We start from the raw sequence: 18,499 nt of genomic DNA on the forward strand, positions 1-18,499 counted from the left end.
GGGAAGCCCAATGCATTATCAAAACACCCTTCGCGTCGGCGCCGCCCAGATCAATACCACGCTTGGCGAGGTGAATGACAACCTTGAGCGCCATTTGGCACTGATTGCCGACGCCCAGCACGACGATGTCGAACTGCTGGTGTTTCCCGAGCTTTCACTGACGGGCTATCGCCTGGCAAACCACGTGATGCAGGTGGCAATGCCGCTGGAAGACCCGCGCCTGCAAACACTGGCCCGCGCCTGCGGCCCGATGCAGGTCGTCGTCGGTTTCGTGGAAGAGGCAAGCCCCGGTGAATATTACAACGCGCTGGCCATCTTTCAGCATGGCCAGCTTATCGCCGTGCACCGCAAACTGAACCTGCCCACCTATGGCGGACTTGAGGAAGGCAAATGGTTCACCCATGGGAGTGAACTCACTCACACGGATATCTGCCCGGGTTGGTCAGCCACCCAGCTGATTTGCGCCGACTTATGGAACCCGGCGCTTGTGCATGCAGCCCTGCTCGCCCGCCCCACGGTGCTTTGTGCGCCGATCAACTCCGCCAGCGGCATCGTCAGCGACGACTTTTCCAACGAAGAAAACTGGGCGCTGAATACACGCTTTTATGCCATGACGTACGGCACGCCCGTGATCATGGCGAACCGCTTCGGGCCGGAAGGCGACAGCCACTTCTGGGGCGGCTCGCGCATTCTCGGGCCAAGTGGCGAGACACTGGTACAGGCCGATGATGAAGAAGCGCTGATTGTCGCGGATCTATCACGCACCGCGATTGCCAAGGCGCGCTTTGAACTGCCCACCCACCGCGACGCCGACACACCGCTGGTGAGAGAGTTGATGGCGGGATACCGCTAGCGACGTTGAGGCGTCGCCAGCGGCTGGATCAAGCGACTACACTTCTCGGTTCAACAACACGTCGTTAAACGGATAGCGGGAAAGCCGCTCAATGCCGGTCTCGGTGATCAGCACCTCTTCTTCCAGCTTGACGCCGTCGGCTGCCCCGACTTCGCCAATATAGCTTTCTACCGACACCACCATGCCAGGCTCCAGGATACCGTCCTTGGAGAAACGGTCGAAATCCATGTGGTGGGCGACCAGCGGCGTCTCGCCGTGCATGCCTACCCCGTGAATGATCGACGGGTAACGGCGGTCGATAAAGCGCTCGGGGATTTTCCATGCCTGCTCGGCAATTTCCCGGTAGCTGATACCCGGCTTGAGCAAGCCCATATTATGTTGCACCTGGTCGTAGGCCATACCATAAAGCTCGCGCTGATAGGCCGTCGGCTTGCCGGGCCCGACATGGAAAGTGCGCGAAAAATCCGAGTAGTAGCCATGGCAACCGATGGTGTCCGTATCCAGCGCCACCAATTCACCCGGGCGAATCTTGCGGTCGCTGGCTTCGTTAAACCAGGGGTTCGTGCGCGGCCCTGAGGAAAGCAGACGGGTCTCGATAAACTCACCGCCGCCTCTGATCACCTCGCCGTACATGATCGCGAACAGCTCGTTTTCGGTAACCCCCGGTTTAATCGCCGCTTCGACTTCGGCGACAGCGGCTTCACTGGCGGCCATCGATTGCGCCAGGCAGGCGATTTCCTCGGGCGTTTTGATGCGTCGACAGTGCAGTGTGTCCTGCATACAGTCATACACATCGAGCCCTTGGGCTTCCAATGCCCGCGCCAGATTCAATGCACAGCGATCCAGACCGACCTTTTTGTTGCCTTTGCCATGCTCTTCAATCAGCTCAGCAATCTCCACCCCAAAGGGGTCGGATGACATACCATCACGCTGGTTCACCGCCGACCATACTACCTTGGAGGTTCGCGCCTCATCGATGGTTTCAAGCCAGGTGGATACATGCGCGCTGCCAGGATATTCGAACAGAATAATGGGCCCTTCCAGCGGCACGTAGACGTAACGCGTGGAGTTGCGCAAAAAGTAACCAAACATATTGCGCGATCCCGTCGCATAACGCTGGTTGTTCGGGTCAAACAGTACCAGCGCTGCATACCCTTCTTCCGCCATCATGGCGCGCAAGCGCTCAAGACGTCCGGCGCGCAGCTGCTTGGGGTCAAACGCCGTGGGGATACTGTCGCCGTTGGCCATGGGCGCCGAAGGCACGACGGGAATGTGGTCCGGCTCGTTATCAGTCAGACTTTCGCTTTCGACAATGCTCATGAATATCTCGCGTTGGGAGTGGTATCAGGAACGGAATGAGCGCCGGGCGGCCTTAATCCGCCAGGCTATCGCTGCGCTGCATGCCGTCTTTAAGAATCTGCTCATGGACCGGCGCCATGCGGCCGAAGATGCGCTGTGCACGTTCGGGACGACCCACGAAACCAGGCTCCTTGGCATAGGCGAAAATCACCGTATGGCGCTCTTTGTCACCCACCACGGGTGTCACCCTGTGGAGCGAATAGCGGCCAAAGAAAATCTGCAAATCACCAGGCTGAAGATCCAGCGCTTTCAAGCGTGAGCGATCACCATCGATCACCTTTTCCACCTCAGCAAAGTTTTCACCCTCGGGGTTGCGAATCCCCGGCGCATATTCAAAGCGCCCACCGCTGTGGGACTGCCGCGTCATCATGGTGACGATGAACTCATTGGTGTCGTAGTGCCAGGGGTGCTGACAGCCTTCGCGCAACACGTTCACCACCAGATCGGCCAGGGGATCGGCGTATTGGTGGATCTCATCGATACCCACAACCGCACCAATAAACCGCTGAAATTCGGGATTCTCGTACACCTGGCGGATAATGGTGTCATGGTCGATGCGGTCGCCGGCGACAAAGCCGTTAGTCCGATCATCAAAGCGGTTTTTGGGGTGTGTGTCAGGTAGCGATGCGTCACCGTCGCTGTTGTACGGATTGGTCTCGGTCTGGTTGTAGTGGGCGTCTGGCGATAGTCGTTCAGTTTCACGCTCAAGCCGAGCTAATGCGGCTTCAGGAACAAAGTTTTTAAGCACCACACAGCCATCTTCTTCGAGTTGGCGACGGCAATCGGCGATAAACGTTTTTCCTGCCGGCGATGACAACTCATTGAGCGGGTAGCGCTCAAGGTCGATCAGCCCTTCGAGGGCATTCACGGGTTGTTTAGCGGCGGTTATTGTCATGGGGTCACGCTCCTGTCGCGTTGGAAGCTTATCTGGACAGGCTAGTGAAGGCTCTTCCATAATAGAAATGAATAGTTAAGATAACACCCATTTAAATGGCTCATTCATCATGGACACAGACTTACTACGTGCGTTTGTCACCGTCGCCGAATGCCAAGGGTTTAGCGCAGCAGGGAAGGTGCTGCATCGAACTCAATCGGCGATGAGCCTGCAAATCAAGCGGCTTGAAGACCAGATGCATCAAGCGCTTTTTGAGCGCACCAGCCGCAGCGTTCTGTTGACGGCCGCCGGGGAACACCTGCTTCCCTATGCGCGCCATATGCTCAAGCTCGAAGATGAGGCCAAGGATCTTTTGAAGGGCGGAATGCATGGCGAGCTTATTCGGCTGGGCACTTCGGAAGAACAGGCCGCTACCTACCTGCCCGACTTGCTGCCACGCTTTGCGGCCCAGTTTCCGCAAATTCAGTTAGAAGTGCATTGCGATATCAGCGACACCCTGGTCAAGCGGTTTCAGGAAGGGCTGTTAGACGTGGTGCTCTCGGTAAGGCACAAGCCCACTCAATCCGGTCACTTGCTTGGCTGGGAGCCGATGGTGTGGGTCATGGCCGACCACGTCTCACTTTCGCAATGGCAAACACTGCCGTTGGCCCTTAATCCCGAGGGCTGCATTTTCAGGGCGCATGCGTTATCTGCGCTGGGCCGCGATGAGACCCGTTGGGAGCTTCGCTACGTCAGCCAATCCCCGACAGGTATCAACGTGCCGGTGCAAAATGGACTGGCGATAACCGTTAAAACCCCACGCAGCGTGCCGCCAGGCTGCCGGATAGTGACCGAAGAAGAAGGCCTCCCCAACCTGGGACATGTCGAAATTGAACTCCACCAACGCCCCGGACACTCCAGCGAGGCGTTTCAAGCGTTATGCAAATCCCTTGAAAGCGTGGTCGCCGAACACGAGTCGATTGCCTGCCTTGGGGGCAGGGAAGCACCTTAGTACGTCGCTGGTTTTTATTGACCTGGATATCAAGTTACGCACAGCGGCTTGAGCAAATGAGCTGAGATTGATTGGGCCTGGTATAGAGCCAGCCGCGCAATTCGGTGTGACAAAGATATAAAGTCACTGCTGGCTCTAAACCTGGGTGCTACTGAAGATGGAATGATGTCGGTCCAAGGGGAACTGGACCTTGGTATGCCCCCATTAATTCCACTTTTTATATCGCTTGAATAAATAGCTTGGTAAAGCAGGCGCCTTTAGCTCAATGATGGAAACCTGCTTTCTCCTCGCTTTTCGGAGAAGACAAAGCAAACCTGATCGGCGTTAATTTTTTCGCTTCAGACGAGGAAGAAAACATCATCCACACAGCGGGGATCATGACGACTATGACCACGCCAATTGGCACTAGCCCCAAAAAACTACCGATGCCGATTAAGAAGGCGGCTAAACCTGCCAACATCACCCTTGTGGAACCTCTGCTCGTGACCTTCTCGACATTGTCTAAATGAGCCGCAAGAGTCGTGTGCTGTTCTTCGCTTAACTCCCCCTGATGGTTGCACTGGGGGCAAGCCGACAAGCGTTCATCTTGAATTGCTTTGGCCTTTTTCCAATTAGCCGACCATTGATGGCCACATTGCTCACACGTTAGAACGGCCATCGTGTCCAACGGCCACTTTTCCTTTTGCATCATGATGTCCTTATCTGGGTTCGCTTATGGCTCATGTCAGTCGTGCGTTTTATCTAAAGGGCAGAGTGGGGTAAGACGCATGAGGTGCCTTAGGCACGTCTACCCCAAAGCGTTTCTCGATATCCCCCATCTCCACAAACTTTTCGCCGCGCTGGTAAGCGGCGCGCAAGTGCTCGCTCAGTTCAGTCACGGCTTGGGAAGGCTTAGCCCATTGGGATTTGGGTAAGGGCTTCGACCACTCAGCTAGCCAGTCACGGGGCACGGCTTTAGGCAGGATGTGCTTCATGCGGTACTCGGTGTACCAGTGGGCGAAGCGAGCATGCTCCCATAGCCGCTTGCGCCGAAAGCGCCGCCATCGGGCGCTGTCATTCGTACGCTCGCATTCGGCTTTTTCACGGGCCACGTAGGCGTCGTACCACTCCACGCCCCACTCCCGGGCGGCAGTAGTGGTGGCATCGACGCCTTCTTCCATAAAGCGGCGAATATACTCCCACTGGGACAACGCCCCCGGCAGCCCGCCCACGCTGACGATGATGCCCGCCCCTGGCAAGGTGTAGCCGGGGCGCTCTGGGTCAGGCGGCAGCAGCGCGAAATTCCAGCCAAAACCGGTAATCGCCCCCGGCCCCAGGCTAGGGTTGAAACCACACACAGCTACCACGTCTTCCCAGGGCACCAGCACCGTGCGGCGCTCGCGCTTGCAGAGTCGGCAGATGAGATCGTAAAGAGGGGGATAAACGAAGAAAAAGGCAAACCCACCCACGTGCATCAGCAAAAAGCCGACGGGAAAACTCTCGCGAGCACCGCGAAGCCACTCGCCTATTTCAATGAGCCCCATGAATCCAGAAGCACTTAAAGCAAGCCCAACAGTAGAAATCAGCCAAAGGTTGTGAGGGACGGGCAACCAAAAGCGACCTGGGGGATCGACCACAAAGGCCACTTCACGTCGCTGGCGGTGCAACCGAATAGGCGGCATGCGTTGTAATACTGAGTTAACCGCGACGATACCAGCGACAAACGTAAAAAGAACGACGAAATAGAGCCCCCCCCATGCGGCTGCTAACTGCGGGTCAGGAGGGAATCCCCCGATACCTACCCATACAACAAGGAAAAAAGCCATCATGGCTACGACGCCTACGCTCAGCATATGCCCCGCCGTCATCATGCTATCCGGACTGGCACCCTGGCGAATATCCATGGTGACGTCATCGTGACGCACATCGATATGGGCCAAATCCACTGCGTATTCGCTGTCTGTAGGCAGTGGTAAGGGGCTTAAACAGTACTGTTCGCCCCCGGCGCGGCTTTCCCGCCCGTCTGCGCGCATGGGCGGTAGCGCGTTTTGGGGAGTCGTTTTAAACATACGGCGATTATGCCCGTTCCGCCTTCGACCGGAACGGATATGACGGATAAGGGGCCTGTACGGCAGTTGGGGCCGCTACCCCAAAGCGTTTCTCGATATCCCCCATCTCCACGAACTTTTCGCCGCGCTGGTAAGCGGCACGGAGGTGCTCGCTCAGTTCAGTCACTGCCTGGGAAGGCTTAGCCCATTGGGATTTGGGTAAGGGCTTCGACCACTCAGCTAGCCAGTCACGGGGCACGGCTTTAGGCAGGATGTGCTTCATGCGGTACTCGGTGTACCAGTGGGCGAAGCGAGCATGCTCCCATAGCCGCTTGCGCCGAAAGCGCCGCCATCGGGCGCTGTCATTCGTACGCTCGCATTCGGCTTTTTCACGGGCCACGTAGGCGTCGTACCACTCCACGCCCCACTCCCGGGCGGCAGTAGTGGTGGCATCGACGCCTTCTTCCATAAAGCGGCGAATATACTCCCACTGGGCCAACGCCCCCGGCAGCCCGCCCACACTGACGATAATGCCCGCCCCAGGCAGAGTGTAGCCAGGGCGCTCCGGGTCGGGCGGCAGCAGCGCAAAGTTCCAGCCAAAGCCAGTGACCGCCCCAGGCCCCAGGTTGGGGTTAAACCCACAGACTGCGACGACATCTTCCCAAGGCACCAGCACCGTGCGCCGCTCGCGCTTGCAGAGTCGGCAGATGAGATCGTAAAGAGGGGGATAAACGAAGAAAAAGGCAAACCCACCCACATGCATCAGCAAAAAGCCAAAGGGAAAACTCTCGCGAGCACCGCGCAGCCACTCGCCTATTTCGATGGAGCCCATTAACCCAGAGGCAGTCACTGCCAGACTAGCCGTCGAGGCGAGCCAAAGATTGTGGGGGGCAGGCAGCCAGAAGCGACCTAGTGGATCTACTACAAAAGCCACTTCCCGGCGCTGGCGATTAAAGCGAATGGGGGGCATTCGCTTGATTAACGTATTGAGCCAGAGAATTGCCAGTGTAAATACAAATAGAAATCCTGCATAAAGCCCCCCTCCCCATGCGGCTGCAAACTGGGGATCGGGAGGGAACCCACCGATGCCCACCCAGATGATAAGAAACATGATCATTATAGCGGTGACACCTACACTCAGCATGTGCCCTGCTGTCATCATGCTATCTGGGCTAGCGCCCTGGCGAATATCCAGGGTGGCTTCATCGTGGCGCACATCAATATGGGCTACATCGACGGCGCACTCGCTATTTACCGGTAACGGCAATGGGCTCAGGCAGTACTGCTCGCCCCCGGCGCGGCTTTCCCGTTCACCCGCGCGCATGGGGGGAAGCGCTTTGTTGGGCGTAGTTTTAAACATGCTCCATCCTTGTTCAGGGTGACCAGGGGGTCAGCGGCATGCTGGGCCAGGTACCTAATTTAACGCTACTGAAAAAACCGTCCGTCAGGGCTTCCACGCGATGCCAATCGCTGGAAATGGAACGGCCACGGCGATGCAACTCGTAAACCTGGGTGGAGGATTCGCCGTTGAGCCGTAAGCGCACCACCAGCCGCACAAAGTAAAACTGGCTCAGTGCTTCGGGCGCAAAGTGATAAGTGCCCCCTGCACCTTCCTTTTCAGAAGCCTGATGGGAATAGGACAAAACATCCTGAGTAAGTTCTTCATGATCACCGCTCATGGGTACGCCCCAAAGGCCAAACGAGAAATTTTCCTCATCGGGCAGTTGGCCGCCCGGCAGGGTCACCCGAAATGCGAGATCGCTGGGGGCGGGGCCAGGCCCCGGGCCTGCATGGGCTGCGGCTACTCCTTGACGCTCTACCACGGGATCACTACCGCTCAGTTTGCCCAGCGCCTGCTCATGTTCTTCCAAGCTTGCATATTCGCTGCTCAACCCCCAGTAGGAGCGCTGGCACCATTGCTGCACCGGGCTCAACGAGAAGCGGCTGGCCAATAAATCCCCCACCACCAGCAGCAAAGTGCTGGCCGCAACGAACCAGCCAACAGGCCCGGCAAACTTCAGCAATAACAGCCGCCACTGTGCCGCAGGGGCACCCAATATTTTGCCAACAAGCCCCATACCGCCCAAGAAGGTGCCACCTAAGGCTGTCCCTGACGCTCCTACCAGCGCTACTTGAGAGGCTAAGCGCTCGGCCTGCGTCTCGGCGCGGCCCACCTTTTGAGCCTGCCTAATAGCTTCAAACAACCCAGCAAAGCCCCCTAACCAAGCAACAGCCCCCATAGCCTTGTTGGCCACTCGCGCCCACCGTTCTAACTGCGCAGGACTACCCGCTGTCGCCCTCAGTTCAGTCTGGGCAACTTGCTGGAAGGCACGCCCTTCATAGAGTTTGCGATGGCGGGCATCGACTAGCATTTCCCTCATTGCCATCATGGCCGCTGCAGTAGCAAAGCCTTGAGAAACAGTATTACCAAGATACTCTAGAAACCGATCATGGCCGCGGCCTGCTTCAATCAATTCTTTCATCGCCACACATGCCGCGATAGCGCCTAAAGCTGACAAACTACCATTCACCAAGACACCCATCGCACGGGCTACCGATACGTCGTTCTGCTCGTTACGTATCAGGGTATCCAGCGTGCTGCGCATCGTCTCACGGGGCTGGTTGGTTATCTCTTTGAAAGCAGTGCGCTCGGCCAGCGCGGCTCGCGTCGCCGCCTGACTCAAACCGCCCACTTTTAGCGCATGCGAACCGTTTTCACTGGCAGGAAAACTATGTTCTGCCAGGTCATCCAACGCCTCGCTGACCAACTGCTTTTGCTGTTTGATTTCCGAGGCTTTGTTGCGGATATTGTTGGCGTGGTATTGATCAGCAGCGCGGCGATGGCTTTGGCTTGTTCCTCGCCTGGAAGCTTGTTTTATCTCTGCCTCCCGCTCCTGGTAATAGCGCTCCAATTCCTGCTCCAACCGCCGAAGCTGTGATAAGGAGCGTTCTGCCTTGGTGATGGCTTGCTGTAACTTCCCTAGCACCGTTTGGTCGGGTATGTCCCAGCCCATTTCCAGCAGCCCCAGGCGCTCAACAAACATCAGCCGCTGGCCTTCGGGTAACATGCCGGCCATATTGGCAAAGCGTTGTGGTAGTTCCATTTGCTGCGCATCATCCAGCAATGTCTTGATCACCGCTTCACCGAGCATCTTTTCTTTGAAATAGACCTCTCCGGCAATATCTGCAGCGACTTCGTCGCTAAGACCCGCGATGCTACGAAAACGCAGACCTGTTTGCTGCTCGATAGTGCCCTGCCATGCTTGGTAGTTTCCTAACGCGCCAGCGGCGGCCATCAGTGCCGCCGCCTGCGTTAAGGCTTTTTGCGGGCCTCCCAGCTCAGTCAGAAAGGTCTCAATAAAGGTGTCAGTCGGCTGAAAGTGGAGCAGATGGGCCGTGGTGGGAACATCCCCCATATAGTGTTGAGACAGGAAGTCTCCTTGCCCACACAGGGCCAGGGTTTCCACCGCGCAATGTTCCAGCTTACTGGTGAAGCTGATGTGTAATTCGTCTTCTCGATCCAGCAGCAGTGCATAGTTGTGCCATACAGGTAATAAGCCAGCCAAATCCTGCCCTATCTCCCGATAAGCGGTTTGCCAACCCTCTTCAAGCCCGTTGGCATACGTTAGAAAGTCTTGCAATTCCTGCTGACGAATAACATCGACAATGCCATTGGGGGCTAAAGCGTAGTTTCCGCCAATCACTTCGTTAAAGTGGGCCTGTTCGCTTTGCTCGACAAACGCTTTTACCGCTTCAGACTCCGTGCCAAGCCGTTCGGCAAGGTGTTCGCTCAGGGCATCAATATCTTCGTCAATAGGTTGTAATGCGCCCCCGATAAAACCGGGGTGCCCGCCCGAACTTGCAGCAACTTCTTCTTCCCTTTCACGGCGCTTTTCATATAGATCTGCCAATTCGCGTAGATCAGCTTGGTCATCATTCTCGGCATTGCCTAACCATTCAGGAATATTGCCTTGGCCCGCATTAGCGGCATGTGGAGAAAAATCCAGGCGCATAAAACCATCAATCGTGCGCGCAGCAAAGTTTTCGGTTTGGTAGTTATCATGCCAGTTCCCTTGCTGCTCGGCATGGCATGCCCACGCCTGCGATAAATCTTTTAACCGCCCGGGGATATCTTCAACGATTAAACAAGCGCTATCTTGCTTATACTCGCTCGTTATAGCCTCCACTATGCTACTGGCCCCTGCAAGCTGCCATTCTTTATCGCTTCCCTCAGCCTCGCACCATGCATAGCTACCTGTATCCAACTGGTTTTGCTCACCTGATGGCTCGGGGGCCTCCGGGGTACGTCGATGGTCGCCGACGTCATCGGCTAAAGCACTCGCTATATCGTCAGGGTTGAGTAGGTGTGACGTACCATTCCCTGGGCAATAAGCGCCCACATTTACGCGGGTCATGACCAAGTCGCGAAATGCCTCCTGGCGCAACATGGAAACATGCAGAGGTGTCAGTTCAAGAGGGCTATAGAGCACCTGTACCGAGCCTTCTCGCTTGATGACGACGGGGTCGCCACTTCCGTCTGGCTCTACCTTGAACACCTGTACTTCATCGGGCATTAGGCTGTGGACAAGATAAAGCCAGCCACTGCGAATGGGTCGAATACCTGAGCGGCGAAACGTACCCTCATGGGTTGGAGAAAACCCTGGTAGCGCAGCCGCAAGATCCGCTTCATCGGCTTCGGCAATCGCGTATCGCACAGGTACCAATTGAAGATCGGTGCGCGTTAATGGACATTGCCCCTGCGCCTGGCCTGGATCATTGTCTGGCTGGCTTTCCGCAACGCGCTGCGCTTCCGTCATGGAGTCGCTCATACTTGTTTCTCCGTATTCATGAGCCGCGAAGACGCCTCCGCTGCGGCTTTCAATCGTTCCATTGGCGCTCGTTGGTCAGGTCGTTGAAGTAAGGCCGCCATATCAGGCATGACATGATCATCCAGTGCCTGCTCTCCATGCGCGCCCAGAATATTGGCCATGTAGTAATGTGCTCGCCGACCCGTAAATCCCAATTCTCTCGTCAGGTGGATAACTCTTTCTGCGGCAAGGTGGGAGCCACCATGCGCACTCAAAAACACGCCAGAGGAAAAAAAGGTGTCGAGGTGAGTAGACAGCTCTTCAGCAAAGCGCTCCCAAGCAATGTGGCTTAGCGCATCTAGGTGTGCCTGCTGCAGTTGAAAGCTTGCCTCGCGCTGAGAACGCTCCGTACGCTCATTGGCAACCTCATACCAGCTCACCTCGCCATGCTTATTCACCGGGAACCAAGCGGTTTCCATATCTCCCAGTAATTCACTTTGCTGGGGTGACATTTCCGCACTGAGAAGAAGCCTCATGACATCCGCCGACGCCACTCGCAGGATTTTTTCCCCTTCCAATGGGTGTTCAACGAAGAGTAACCATCGTAAGTGCTGTAGCAGCTCGTCAAACCCGGCTGAGCTTGCGAACCCCCATCCCCACTTTCCCTCCACGCCACTCTCCAGAAAGCGCTTCCAGAGAGGATCGTTATCCTGAAGTTGAACCAAACACGGCGAAATGCCCCGGCACCCCTCCAGCGGCGTACCCAAATAAAGCGGTTCGTAAGTAGGGGACTCAACCTGCTCATAAAGCCATCTTTCCAACGGCTCCAGCTGGAGGCCGTCCAGTACCAGATAACGATTTAGCCAGTGATCGTTGACATGCACTGGAGACGAAATGGCCCGCAACCCTTCCATGCCTTACTCCTGGTTATCCAGAGGCGTGCAGGGCTGAGTTAATGCCATTTCCTGTCTAAGTGCGGCGTCCTGTCGTGGCGGCTCAACTCTGGTGAACTGAGGAGCGGCCTCCACCTCCTCCGGCAACCGCGGCCCCTGCGCAGCTTGCCCGCTACCACTGCCTGGGCTGCCGCCGGAGTTGATCTTGACCTGTGGACCTACAATGGTGACGCCGCTGGGGTCGATTTTCAGAAAGCTGCCGCCGGCTTTGAGGGTGATTTCCGCGCCTGCTTCGATCACTACCTTCATGCCTGCCTTGTGGTGCACTTCCTGCCCGGCTTCCATCAGGTGCGCTCGGCCGATCTTTTCGTGGCGGGTGCCGTCGATCATCAGGTGGTCGTCGCCGTCGACCTTCGTATGGCGGTTGTTATGCACCGTGTGGTGATCGTCGTTATCGATCTCGCTGATGCGGTCGTTGTGCACCTTGAGGTGGCTGTCGCGGCGGATTTCTTCGGTGCGATCATTGAGCGTCAGTAGCTCCAGGTCTTTCTGGGCGTGGAGCCAGATCTGCTCTTCGCCCGCTTCGTCTTCAAAGCGCAGCTCGTTGAAGCCTTCTGCCTTGTGGCTTTGGGTGCGCAGCACCGTGCGGGTCTTGTGCTCGGGGAGTGGGTACGGCGCGGTATTGACCGCGTGGTAGGTGCGTCCGGTGACCAGCGGCTGGTCGGGGTCGCCTTCCAGGAAGGAGACAATCACTTCGTGGCCGATGCGCGGAATGGCAATACTGCCGTAGCCGCCGCCTGCCCAGCCCTGAGCGACCCGTACCCAACAGCTTGCCGTTTCATTGGGTTCAGCGTAGCGATCCCAGGGGAACTGGACCTTGACCCGGCCGTGTTCGTCGCAGTGAATCTCTTCGCCGTCGGGGCCGACCACAAAGGCGACCTGAGGGCCATCGACGCGGGGTTTGGGGTTGGGGGTGGCCCGCCAGGGCGCATCGCCGGGGATCAGCGTTACCTGATTATGGTAGCGGGTCATACCGGCAGCGTCACCCTGGGTGATGCCATCTTCTTCCAGCGCCTGGGGCTGTTCGCCGTGGTGAAGAACACTGATGGCCTGCCAGTCGCGGTTGAGGCTATCAGTATCGTGATCCGTCAGCGTAAAGCGCAGGCCGGGGGCGAGTTCGGACAGGTCACTTTCGGCGCTAGCGGTGATGGATTCCCGGCGTAGCTGTTCCAGGCGGATACGGGTAAAGGGCTCGCCGGAGGCGTCCTGCTTGTAGCGGCCGGGGTAGTCGTAGTGTTCGTAATCCACTTGCTGGCCGTGCTGCTCGACGTCCCGCCCCAGGTGGTCGTGCAATTGAGCGTAGGCGGGATTTTTAAAGCTGTAATCCTTGAGCGTGGCGGACGAACTCGCCACCCGGGCGGTGTGGCTAAGCTTGCGTACATGGCGCGTGGGCGCAGTGCCCCCGGCACGGCTGTGGTACGTGCGCTCGCCGAGATGGGTCAGTACCTGCGGGTCATCGGCAAACACCAGCCGATGGGCGCCGTTGGCACTATCTTCGAACTCATGAAAGTAAAACAGGCCTTCTTCGGCGGCCAGGCGCTCGATAAAGGCAAGGTCGGTCTCACGGTACTGCACGCAGTACTCGCGCTCGGCAAGCTCGCGGGTGACCGCAAAGACCACGCCGCGAATGCCTCGCTCATCGCAAAGGGTATTGATGATGGTGAGCGGGTCGACTTTCTGGAAGATGCGCGAGTTGTGGCGCAGTGAAAGCCGCCAAAGAGCGGGGCGCAGTACCAGGGAGTAGAAGGTACGCCGGTGGCCGCGGTCACCCCGGCCAAACTCGCTGACGATACCGTGCACCCGGCGTAGCGGTTCGCCGTCCTGCCAGATGGTCAGGGTGGCTTCGCGATCCAGGAGGTCGGCGGCATCCAGGCTGCCATCGCGGCTGGCCAGGTTGAGCGCCAGCTCGAAAGGCTGGGAGAGCGCTTCGCGGTGGGTAAAGTCAATCACCGCGATGTCGTCAACACCGGGGAGCGTTAGGGTGAATTGCAGACCTGTGCTTGTCATATCAACTGCCCTCCCCTGAGCCAGAGCCAATCACCACGCCGCCGCAATCCACCGCGTGGCCCGTCAGTGAAGCCGGTTTGCCATCGATTAAAATAGTGCTTGAACCCTGTGCGATGGCCCGTGGGTGTGGCGGATGGTCGGGTTTGTCATGTGGTGCCAGAGGGTCACCCACGCGGGCGATTGGTTTGCCGTCCATCACCACCGTGCCACTGCCTGCAGTGACCGGTGTCGGTGGAAAGCCATCGTGGTCGGTCCCCATGTCACCGACGAGTACAAATTTCTGGCCCATTGCGCTACTCCTTTTGCAATCCTGCTTATTCGTGCTTGGTCGCCCTGCTCATTTATCCCGCTCATTCATCCCACATGGCAGGCGCTTCATAGCTGGCGACGTCGAAGGCATCTACGTATTGGCGGCTGAACCCCGCTGCCTCGAGGCTATCGATGGCCGAGTGGCAAGAAACCGGCAGGCGTGTTTGCAGCGGTACGCCATTCAAGCTGCGGCGTACGGCTCTCAATAGCCGCGTGCCATGACCACTGCCTTTCCACTCCTGGCTGATGTAGAAAAACCGCAGCTGCCAAGCGGCCTCATCATCGGGCCGGCAGGCAAGTACCATACCCAGCGGGGGGCCCTCGCCAAGATGCAGTGCTAGCAGGCGCCCCTGCCAATGCACCACTTGGCCCTCCACTTGCTGGAGCCATAGGCCACGGTGAACGGTGAATTCCAGTGCGCGGCGCAATGTTTCAAGCACGCTGTTATCACGTAGCACCCAGGGCGAATGCCCCTTGGCATCTGCCTGGTAGACCGCTTCGAGAAACTTATCGATATCCTCATCGCGCGCCGACTCTAACGGGCGGGCACGCTTCACACCTTGACGCGCAGGGTGCGAAGCGGGCCGGGTATTACCCGAGGTAAACAGCTGCTTAAGTTGCTTAAGCATCGTTATCTCGCTCCGCATAGAGTGCTGACGGCAGTTGGAAGCCTGTCACCTGTGAGCGCGTAAAGGGATTGGGCGCCCCGTTGGCAAACAGGCGATAGCGCATCGTGCCGCCGTCAACGTTGAAGCGCAGTTCCAGCTCTCGCTCGCCAACGTTGGTGATATCGGCCTGTTCCAGCAGGCGGAACCATGCCCAGGCGCCATCCCGTGTCATGCTGCGAGGCGAGCGGTTGACCTCACTGGGCACCATCGTGACACGGCTCTCCGTTCCACCCCGCAGCGAGTTGGGCCATACCATCGACACGCGCTGGCTGGGGCTATGGGCATACTCGATCAGTTGGCCATCCACGCTAATCACGCTTCGCCGTTTATCGGGGCTCAGGCTGATGGGTTCGAGGGCAAACTCAACGTCCAGGGCACCATCCCGGCTGAAGTAAGCACGCCGAATCTGCTCGGCCTGGTCAACCGCGCTATGCACGCTGTCACGCAGTATCGAATTACCCTGGGCGTCCACTAGATGCTCGGGGGCGCCCTCAATGAAAGGCTTGAGGTTATCTTGATAGAACGCATCCAAGGTGCCGTCGGGCGCAAAGAAGTCCTCGAAATCGCTCAGCGACACGTCCCGGCTTGCATTGGGTACCAGGGGATAACGCCCGGCCAGGCGCTCCTGGTAGGGTGCCACGACATCATCAAGCCATTGGCGTTCGAGGTGGCGAGTGGCGCTGGCCATCAATAGCTGCCAGCTTTGGTCGGCCAAATCTTGCAGCATGCCACCCACCGGCTGAGGCGTGTTTTCGGCTATTTTTTCCAGGTTATTGATGGGGTCATCACCACGCAGCGATAGACGATCACGCACGTTCACAAAGGCAGCACGACCGGCGTCACCGGATTCTTCAATATCCAGCAGATAGTCGCGTAGCTCAGTGACCGCCGCCTTGATTTCCTCTAGTGAAGACGGATTATCATCGCGGGCTTCGCTGAGTTGATTGATGGGTGTGAAAGGCTGTTCAATCTGGGCAGCGAGTTCATAGCGCGGGGAGTGCCTTAATGCCTCACGCGCTTTTTCATCGTCTTCTGGAAGCTCTGGATAAAGGCTTGTGTTGTGCTCAACGGCCGATAGCAAACGATCCAGTGGACGCTTGGCACCCACCAGGGCGTCGGCCACCACAATGGCTTGATGAATATCCGGCAGGGGAACCAGTTGGGTATCGCGCAGAGCATCGCGCCAGCTGACATGGTAGTCACTGACATAGTGCTCACGCAGGGCGGTTTTCAACTGCTGTTTATCAGCGTCGCTGAAGTTGATGTCGTCCCGCTGACCCAGCGTCCACGCATCGATGAGCGCTAACTCAGTCGCATGCTCCAACTCTTGTAAAAAGTAGTTCTCAAAACCCTCACGCGTGAGCAAATACGGTAGCGTCACATGGTCCGGGTTGTCGTTGCGAGCCATGAAAACGGTATCAAACAGCGTGCCCACACGCCGCCGTAGATCCAAGGGGTCACCTTCACGACTTCCCGCTGTTTTCAATGCCTCATACACGCGCTCATCGATCGGCTGGCGTGACAGTTCCTCCTGAGCGGCGACCAGGCTGCCCCTGAGTGGCTCCATCGCCTGCTTGGCTCGCTGGCTGCCATCCGCGATATGCCCTTCCAGATCGGTATGGGCCATGGCGAAGTCAAGGTGATCAAGGAGGCGCTCCTGGATCGCACCCTGCTGGGGGAAGTCGCCTTGCCAGCGCCGCGCCATGAAACGCATCACCCGGTCTGGCTGACGACCGCTGGCGTCGGACATCATGCGCAGCACGCGCAGCAGGGCGAGTTTTTCATTGCTGCCTGCCTCGGCGCGGTTCATGTCATCCATGATGCCGATCATCAAGGCGGGCAGGAATTGATGCTCAAGCATCGCCACGTAGGCACGCTCTACCTGAGCACCGATGACATGCCCCTGATACAGCCCCATGTCTGCCAGGTACGGGGTATGGGTACGGTATTCATCGAAGGTTTCCAGCGCGCTGCGTAAACGATCAAGCGGCTCCAGCAGTTCATAACCGGTGGGATCATCACTTCTGAAAGCCTCAGGATCAGTGGCCAGAAAGGTTTCGGCACGGGCTTCCACGGCAGATAAGGAGACGCTGTTTTTCTGATAAAAATGCGTCCAGCCCCCCACCAGGACCACGCCCATGATCAGGCAGGCCGCCAGGCTTATATTGCGCGTGCGGCGACGCTGCCGGGTCACGCGGGCATTGTCACCCGCCAGCCCCGCTTCGGGATAAATGATATTTTCGAACAGTTCCTCGGTAAAATAGAGGGCGCTGCGCGTCGCCCGGTGAGCGGGCTGAACGCTTTCATCCATGCCATAGCGGCGAGCAGCGGCACCCACGAAGGGGTCTTCGGGCACTCCCTGCTGATAGACCGAGGTAAAGTAGGTACCGCGCACCATGGCGGCCGTCGAGAAACGATCGCTGGAAAGCGACTCGGTCAAAAAGCCCAGCAGCACATCGCGAAGCCCGGCCAGTTGACGCACGAAACGGAATACGGACTCGCGCTCTTCCCGGTCTCGGCATTCCGACAACATGGTGGGCAGTTGCTTGTTCAGACGCGCAAGCATTTCGTCGTACTCGGCTTCGAATTCGGCTTCCCACTTCCCTTGGGTTTCCATTGAGGCAGGGGTAAACGTAAAACCCAGCGGAGCTTTGCGGGCGGCGCGGGAGTAATGCCGGAAAAAGTCGTCAAAACCATGCAGCAAATCCATTTTACTGAAGGTGACATACACCGGCAGTCGCGTGCCGTGACGTTCCATGAGTTCACGCAGCCGGGTGCGCAACAGTGCCGCATAGGCCTTGCGCACGGCGACCTGGGCATGGCTTAAACGAGCGAGATCGAGCACCAGAACAACGCCATCGAGTGGCCGCTGGGCACGATTACGTTCCAACCACTCCACAAAGTGGTCCCACAACCGACTCTGAAGCGCTTGGGGCTCGCCGCCTTCCATCGCGCCCTGGGTGAGCAATTCACCGTCAGGATCGATCAGTACGGCTTGGTCACCGATCCACCAGTCAAAGCCAAGATGCCCTTGTTTGGTGCTTTGACCCGAGGCTTTCATCACATGGGTCAACGCAAAGTTCTGGCCAGAGCGGTTGATAAGGCTGGTTTTGCCGGCATTCTCTACCCCCATGACCAGATACCAGGGCAAGCGGTATCGGCTACTGTCACCCCCGCCCAGGTTGGCGGTAATTTCACTCAGAACGTTGTTGAGTGCCGTTTCCTGACGCTCCACCTGGAGCATCACCGGGTCTTGCTGGCGAGCCTCTTCCTGCTCACGCTCGTCATTCAACGAGCGTAACCGCCGTGCAAGGCGTACCCCCCAGATCACGACGACCACGGTGACGATGGCCAACGTCGCCAGCAAGCGGTTGGTCAGCGGGGCCAGGGGCGTTACGCCAAAGACCTCCCAGCGTGGCCCCAGCCACCAAATGGCAATCAATAACGCCACCACCAGCAGCGCCCAAAGCAGCGTTGAAAGCCGTAACAGTCCTTTTGCCTTGTTGCTCTTGGCCTTGGCACTATTGTGCGCGGTCTGTGCTCTCGATAGGCCCGGCACCCAGCGGCCCAGCTTTGATTTTAACGTTGACCACATTAGCCTTTATCCCTCGTCCCTTGTATTAACGATA

General features: G+C 57.7%; 13 protein-coding genes. 2 read left to right on the top strand and 11 right to left on the bottom strand.

All coding sequences use genetic code 11. The features are described from left to right. The first annotated feature begins 10 nt into the window (after positions 1-10). Positions 11-853 (top strand): nitrilase-related carbon-nitrogen hydrolase, encoded by an 843-nt coding sequence (locus R3F64_RS16360; RefSeq protein WP_199284571.1) that lies wholly within the window; start codon positions 11-13, stop codon positions 851-853. 36 nt (positions 854-889) lie between these two features. On the opposite strand, the gene R3F64_RS16365 is transcribed toward R3F64_RS16360, so the two are convergent. Together R3F64_RS16365 and R3F64_RS16370 are read right to left on the bottom strand one after the other, a co-directional pair. Further along, complete coding sequence (locus R3F64_RS16365; protein WP_199284570.1) at positions 890-2,173, bottom strand: M24 family metallopeptidase; 1,284 nt, start codon at positions 2,171-2,173, stop codon at positions 890-892. Between the two features lie 52 nt (positions 2,174-2,225). Further along, positions 2,226-3,107 (bottom strand): HalD/BesD family halogenase, encoded by an 882-nt coding sequence (locus R3F64_RS16370; RefSeq protein ID WP_199284569.1) that lies wholly within the window; start codon positions 3,105-3,107, stop codon positions 2,226-2,228. A 109-nt stretch (positions 3,108-3,216) separates the two neighbouring features. On the opposite strand from R3F64_RS16370, the gene R3F64_RS16375 reads away from it, so the two are divergent. Then, positions 3,217-4,098 (top strand): LysR family transcriptional regulator, encoded by an 882-nt coding sequence (locus tag R3F64_RS16375; RefSeq protein WP_066319289.1) that lies wholly within the window; start codon positions 3,217-3,219, stop codon positions 4,096-4,098. 262 nt (positions 4,099-4,360) lie between these two features. Here R3F64_RS16375 and R3F64_RS16380 read toward each other — a convergent pair whose 3' ends face one another. From R3F64_RS16380 to tssM, 9 genes are all read right to left on the bottom strand, one after another. Continuing rightward, a complete protein-coding gene (locus tag R3F64_RS16380; RefSeq protein ID WP_199284568.1) occupies positions 4,361-4,789 on the bottom strand; it encodes a hypothetical protein in 429 nt (142 codons plus the stop codon). A 46-nt stretch (positions 4,790-4,835) separates the two neighbouring features. Next, positions 4,836-6,146, bottom strand: a complete 1,311-nt coding sequence (locus R3F64_RS16385; RefSeq protein ID WP_199284567.1) for a hypothetical protein — start codon at positions 6,144-6,146, stop codon at positions 4,836-4,838. Positions 6,147-6,153: 7 nt separating this feature from the next. Continuing rightward, positions 6,154-7,485: a hypothetical protein gene (locus R3F64_RS16390; RefSeq protein WP_199284566.1), complete on the bottom strand. Its 1,332-nt coding sequence runs from the start codon at positions 7,483-7,485 to the stop codon at positions 6,154-6,156. Positions 7,486-7,498: 13 nt separating this feature from the next. Further along, positions 7,499-10,954, bottom strand: coding sequence for a toxin VasX (locus tag R3F64_RS16395; RefSeq protein ID WP_199284565.1), 3,456 nt, complete (start codon positions 10,952-10,954; stop codon positions 7,499-7,501). Beyond that, positions 10,951-11,847 (bottom strand): DUF4123 domain-containing protein, encoded by an 897-nt coding sequence (locus R3F64_RS16400; RefSeq protein ID WP_085919033.1) that lies wholly within the window; start codon positions 11,845-11,847, stop codon positions 10,951-10,953. The genes R3F64_RS16395 and R3F64_RS16400 overlap by 4 nt, the downstream gene beginning before the upstream one ends. Before the next feature lie 3 nt (positions 11,848-11,850). After that, a complete protein-coding gene (locus R3F64_RS16405; RefSeq protein ID WP_199284564.1) occupies positions 11,851-13,893 on the bottom strand; it encodes a type VI secretion system Vgr family protein in 2,043 nt (680 codons plus the stop codon). A 1-nt stretch (position 13,894) separates the two neighbouring features. Beyond that, a complete protein-coding gene (locus R3F64_RS16410; protein ID WP_085919035.1) occupies positions 13,895-14,182 on the bottom strand; it encodes a type VI secretion system PAAR protein in 288 nt (95 codons plus the stop codon). Between the two features lie 61 nt (positions 14,183-14,243). Continuing rightward, positions 14,244-14,831 carry a GNAT family N-acetyltransferase gene (locus R3F64_RS16415; protein ID WP_199284563.1) on the bottom strand — a complete coding sequence of 196 codons (588 nt, stop codon included), beginning with the start codon at positions 14,829-14,831 and terminating at the stop codon, positions 14,244-14,246. Further along, positions 14,824-18,465 (bottom strand): type VI secretion system membrane subunit TssM, encoded by a 3,642-nt coding sequence (tssM, locus tag R3F64_RS16420; protein ID WP_199284562.1) that lies wholly within the window; start codon positions 18,463-18,465, stop codon positions 14,824-14,826. Before tssM ends, R3F64_RS16415 begins: the two co-directional genes overlap by 8 nt. Positions 18,466-18,499 lie beyond the last annotated feature (34 nt).

Origin of the sequence: Halomonas sp. 5021 (assembly GCF_036663435.1) — a bacterium.
Lineage (GTDB): Bacteria > Pseudomonadota > Gammaproteobacteria > Pseudomonadales > Halomonadaceae > Vreelandella > Vreelandella janggokensis.

Coding starts and splice junctions, on each gene's coding strand:
- R3F64_RS16370 (WP_199284569.1), bottom strand. CDS start 3,107: ATGACAATAACCGCCGCTAAACAACCCGTGAATGCCCTCGAAGGGCTG.
- R3F64_RS16385 (WP_199284567.1), bottom strand. CDS start 6,146: ATGTTTAAAACGACTCCCCAAAACGCGCTACCGCCCATGCGCGCAGAC.
- R3F64_RS16395 (WP_199284565.1), bottom strand. CDS start 10,954: ATGAGCGACTCCATGACGGAAGCGCAGCGCGTTGCGGAAAGCCAGCCA.
- R3F64_RS16360 (WP_199284571.1), top strand. CDS start 11: ATGCATTATCAAAACACCCTTCGCGTCGGCGCCGCCCAGATCAATACC.
- R3F64_RS16405 (WP_199284564.1), bottom strand. CDS start 13,893: ATGACAAGCACAGGTCTGCAATTCACCCTAACGCTCCCCGGTGTTGAC.
- tssM (WP_199284562.1), bottom strand. CDS start 18,465: ATGTGGTCAACGTTAAAATCAAAGCTGGGCCGCTGGGTGCCGGGCCTA.
- R3F64_RS16400 (WP_085919033.1), bottom strand. CDS start 11,847: ATGGAAGGGTTGCGGGCCATTTCGTCTCCAGTGCATGTCAACGATCAC.
- R3F64_RS16390 (WP_199284566.1), bottom strand. CDS start 7,485: ATGTTTAAAACTACGCCCAACAAAGCGCTTCCCCCCATGCGCGCGGGT.
- R3F64_RS16375 (WP_066319289.1), top strand. CDS start 3,217: ATGGACACAGACTTACTACGTGCGTTTGTCACCGTCGCCGAATGCCAA.
- R3F64_RS16415 (WP_199284563.1), bottom strand. CDS start 14,831: ATGCTTAAGCAACTTAAGCAGCTGTTTACCTCGGGTAATACCCGGCCC.
- R3F64_RS16380 (WP_199284568.1), bottom strand. CDS start 4,789: ATGATGCAAAAGGAAAAGTGGCCGTTGGACACGATGGCCGTTCTAACG.
- R3F64_RS16410 (WP_085919035.1), bottom strand. CDS start 14,182: ATGGGCCAGAAATTTGTACTCGTCGGTGACATGGGGACCGACCACGAT.
- R3F64_RS16365 (WP_199284570.1), bottom strand. CDS start 2,173: ATGAGCATTGTCGAAAGCGAAAGTCTGACTGATAACGAGCCGGACCAC.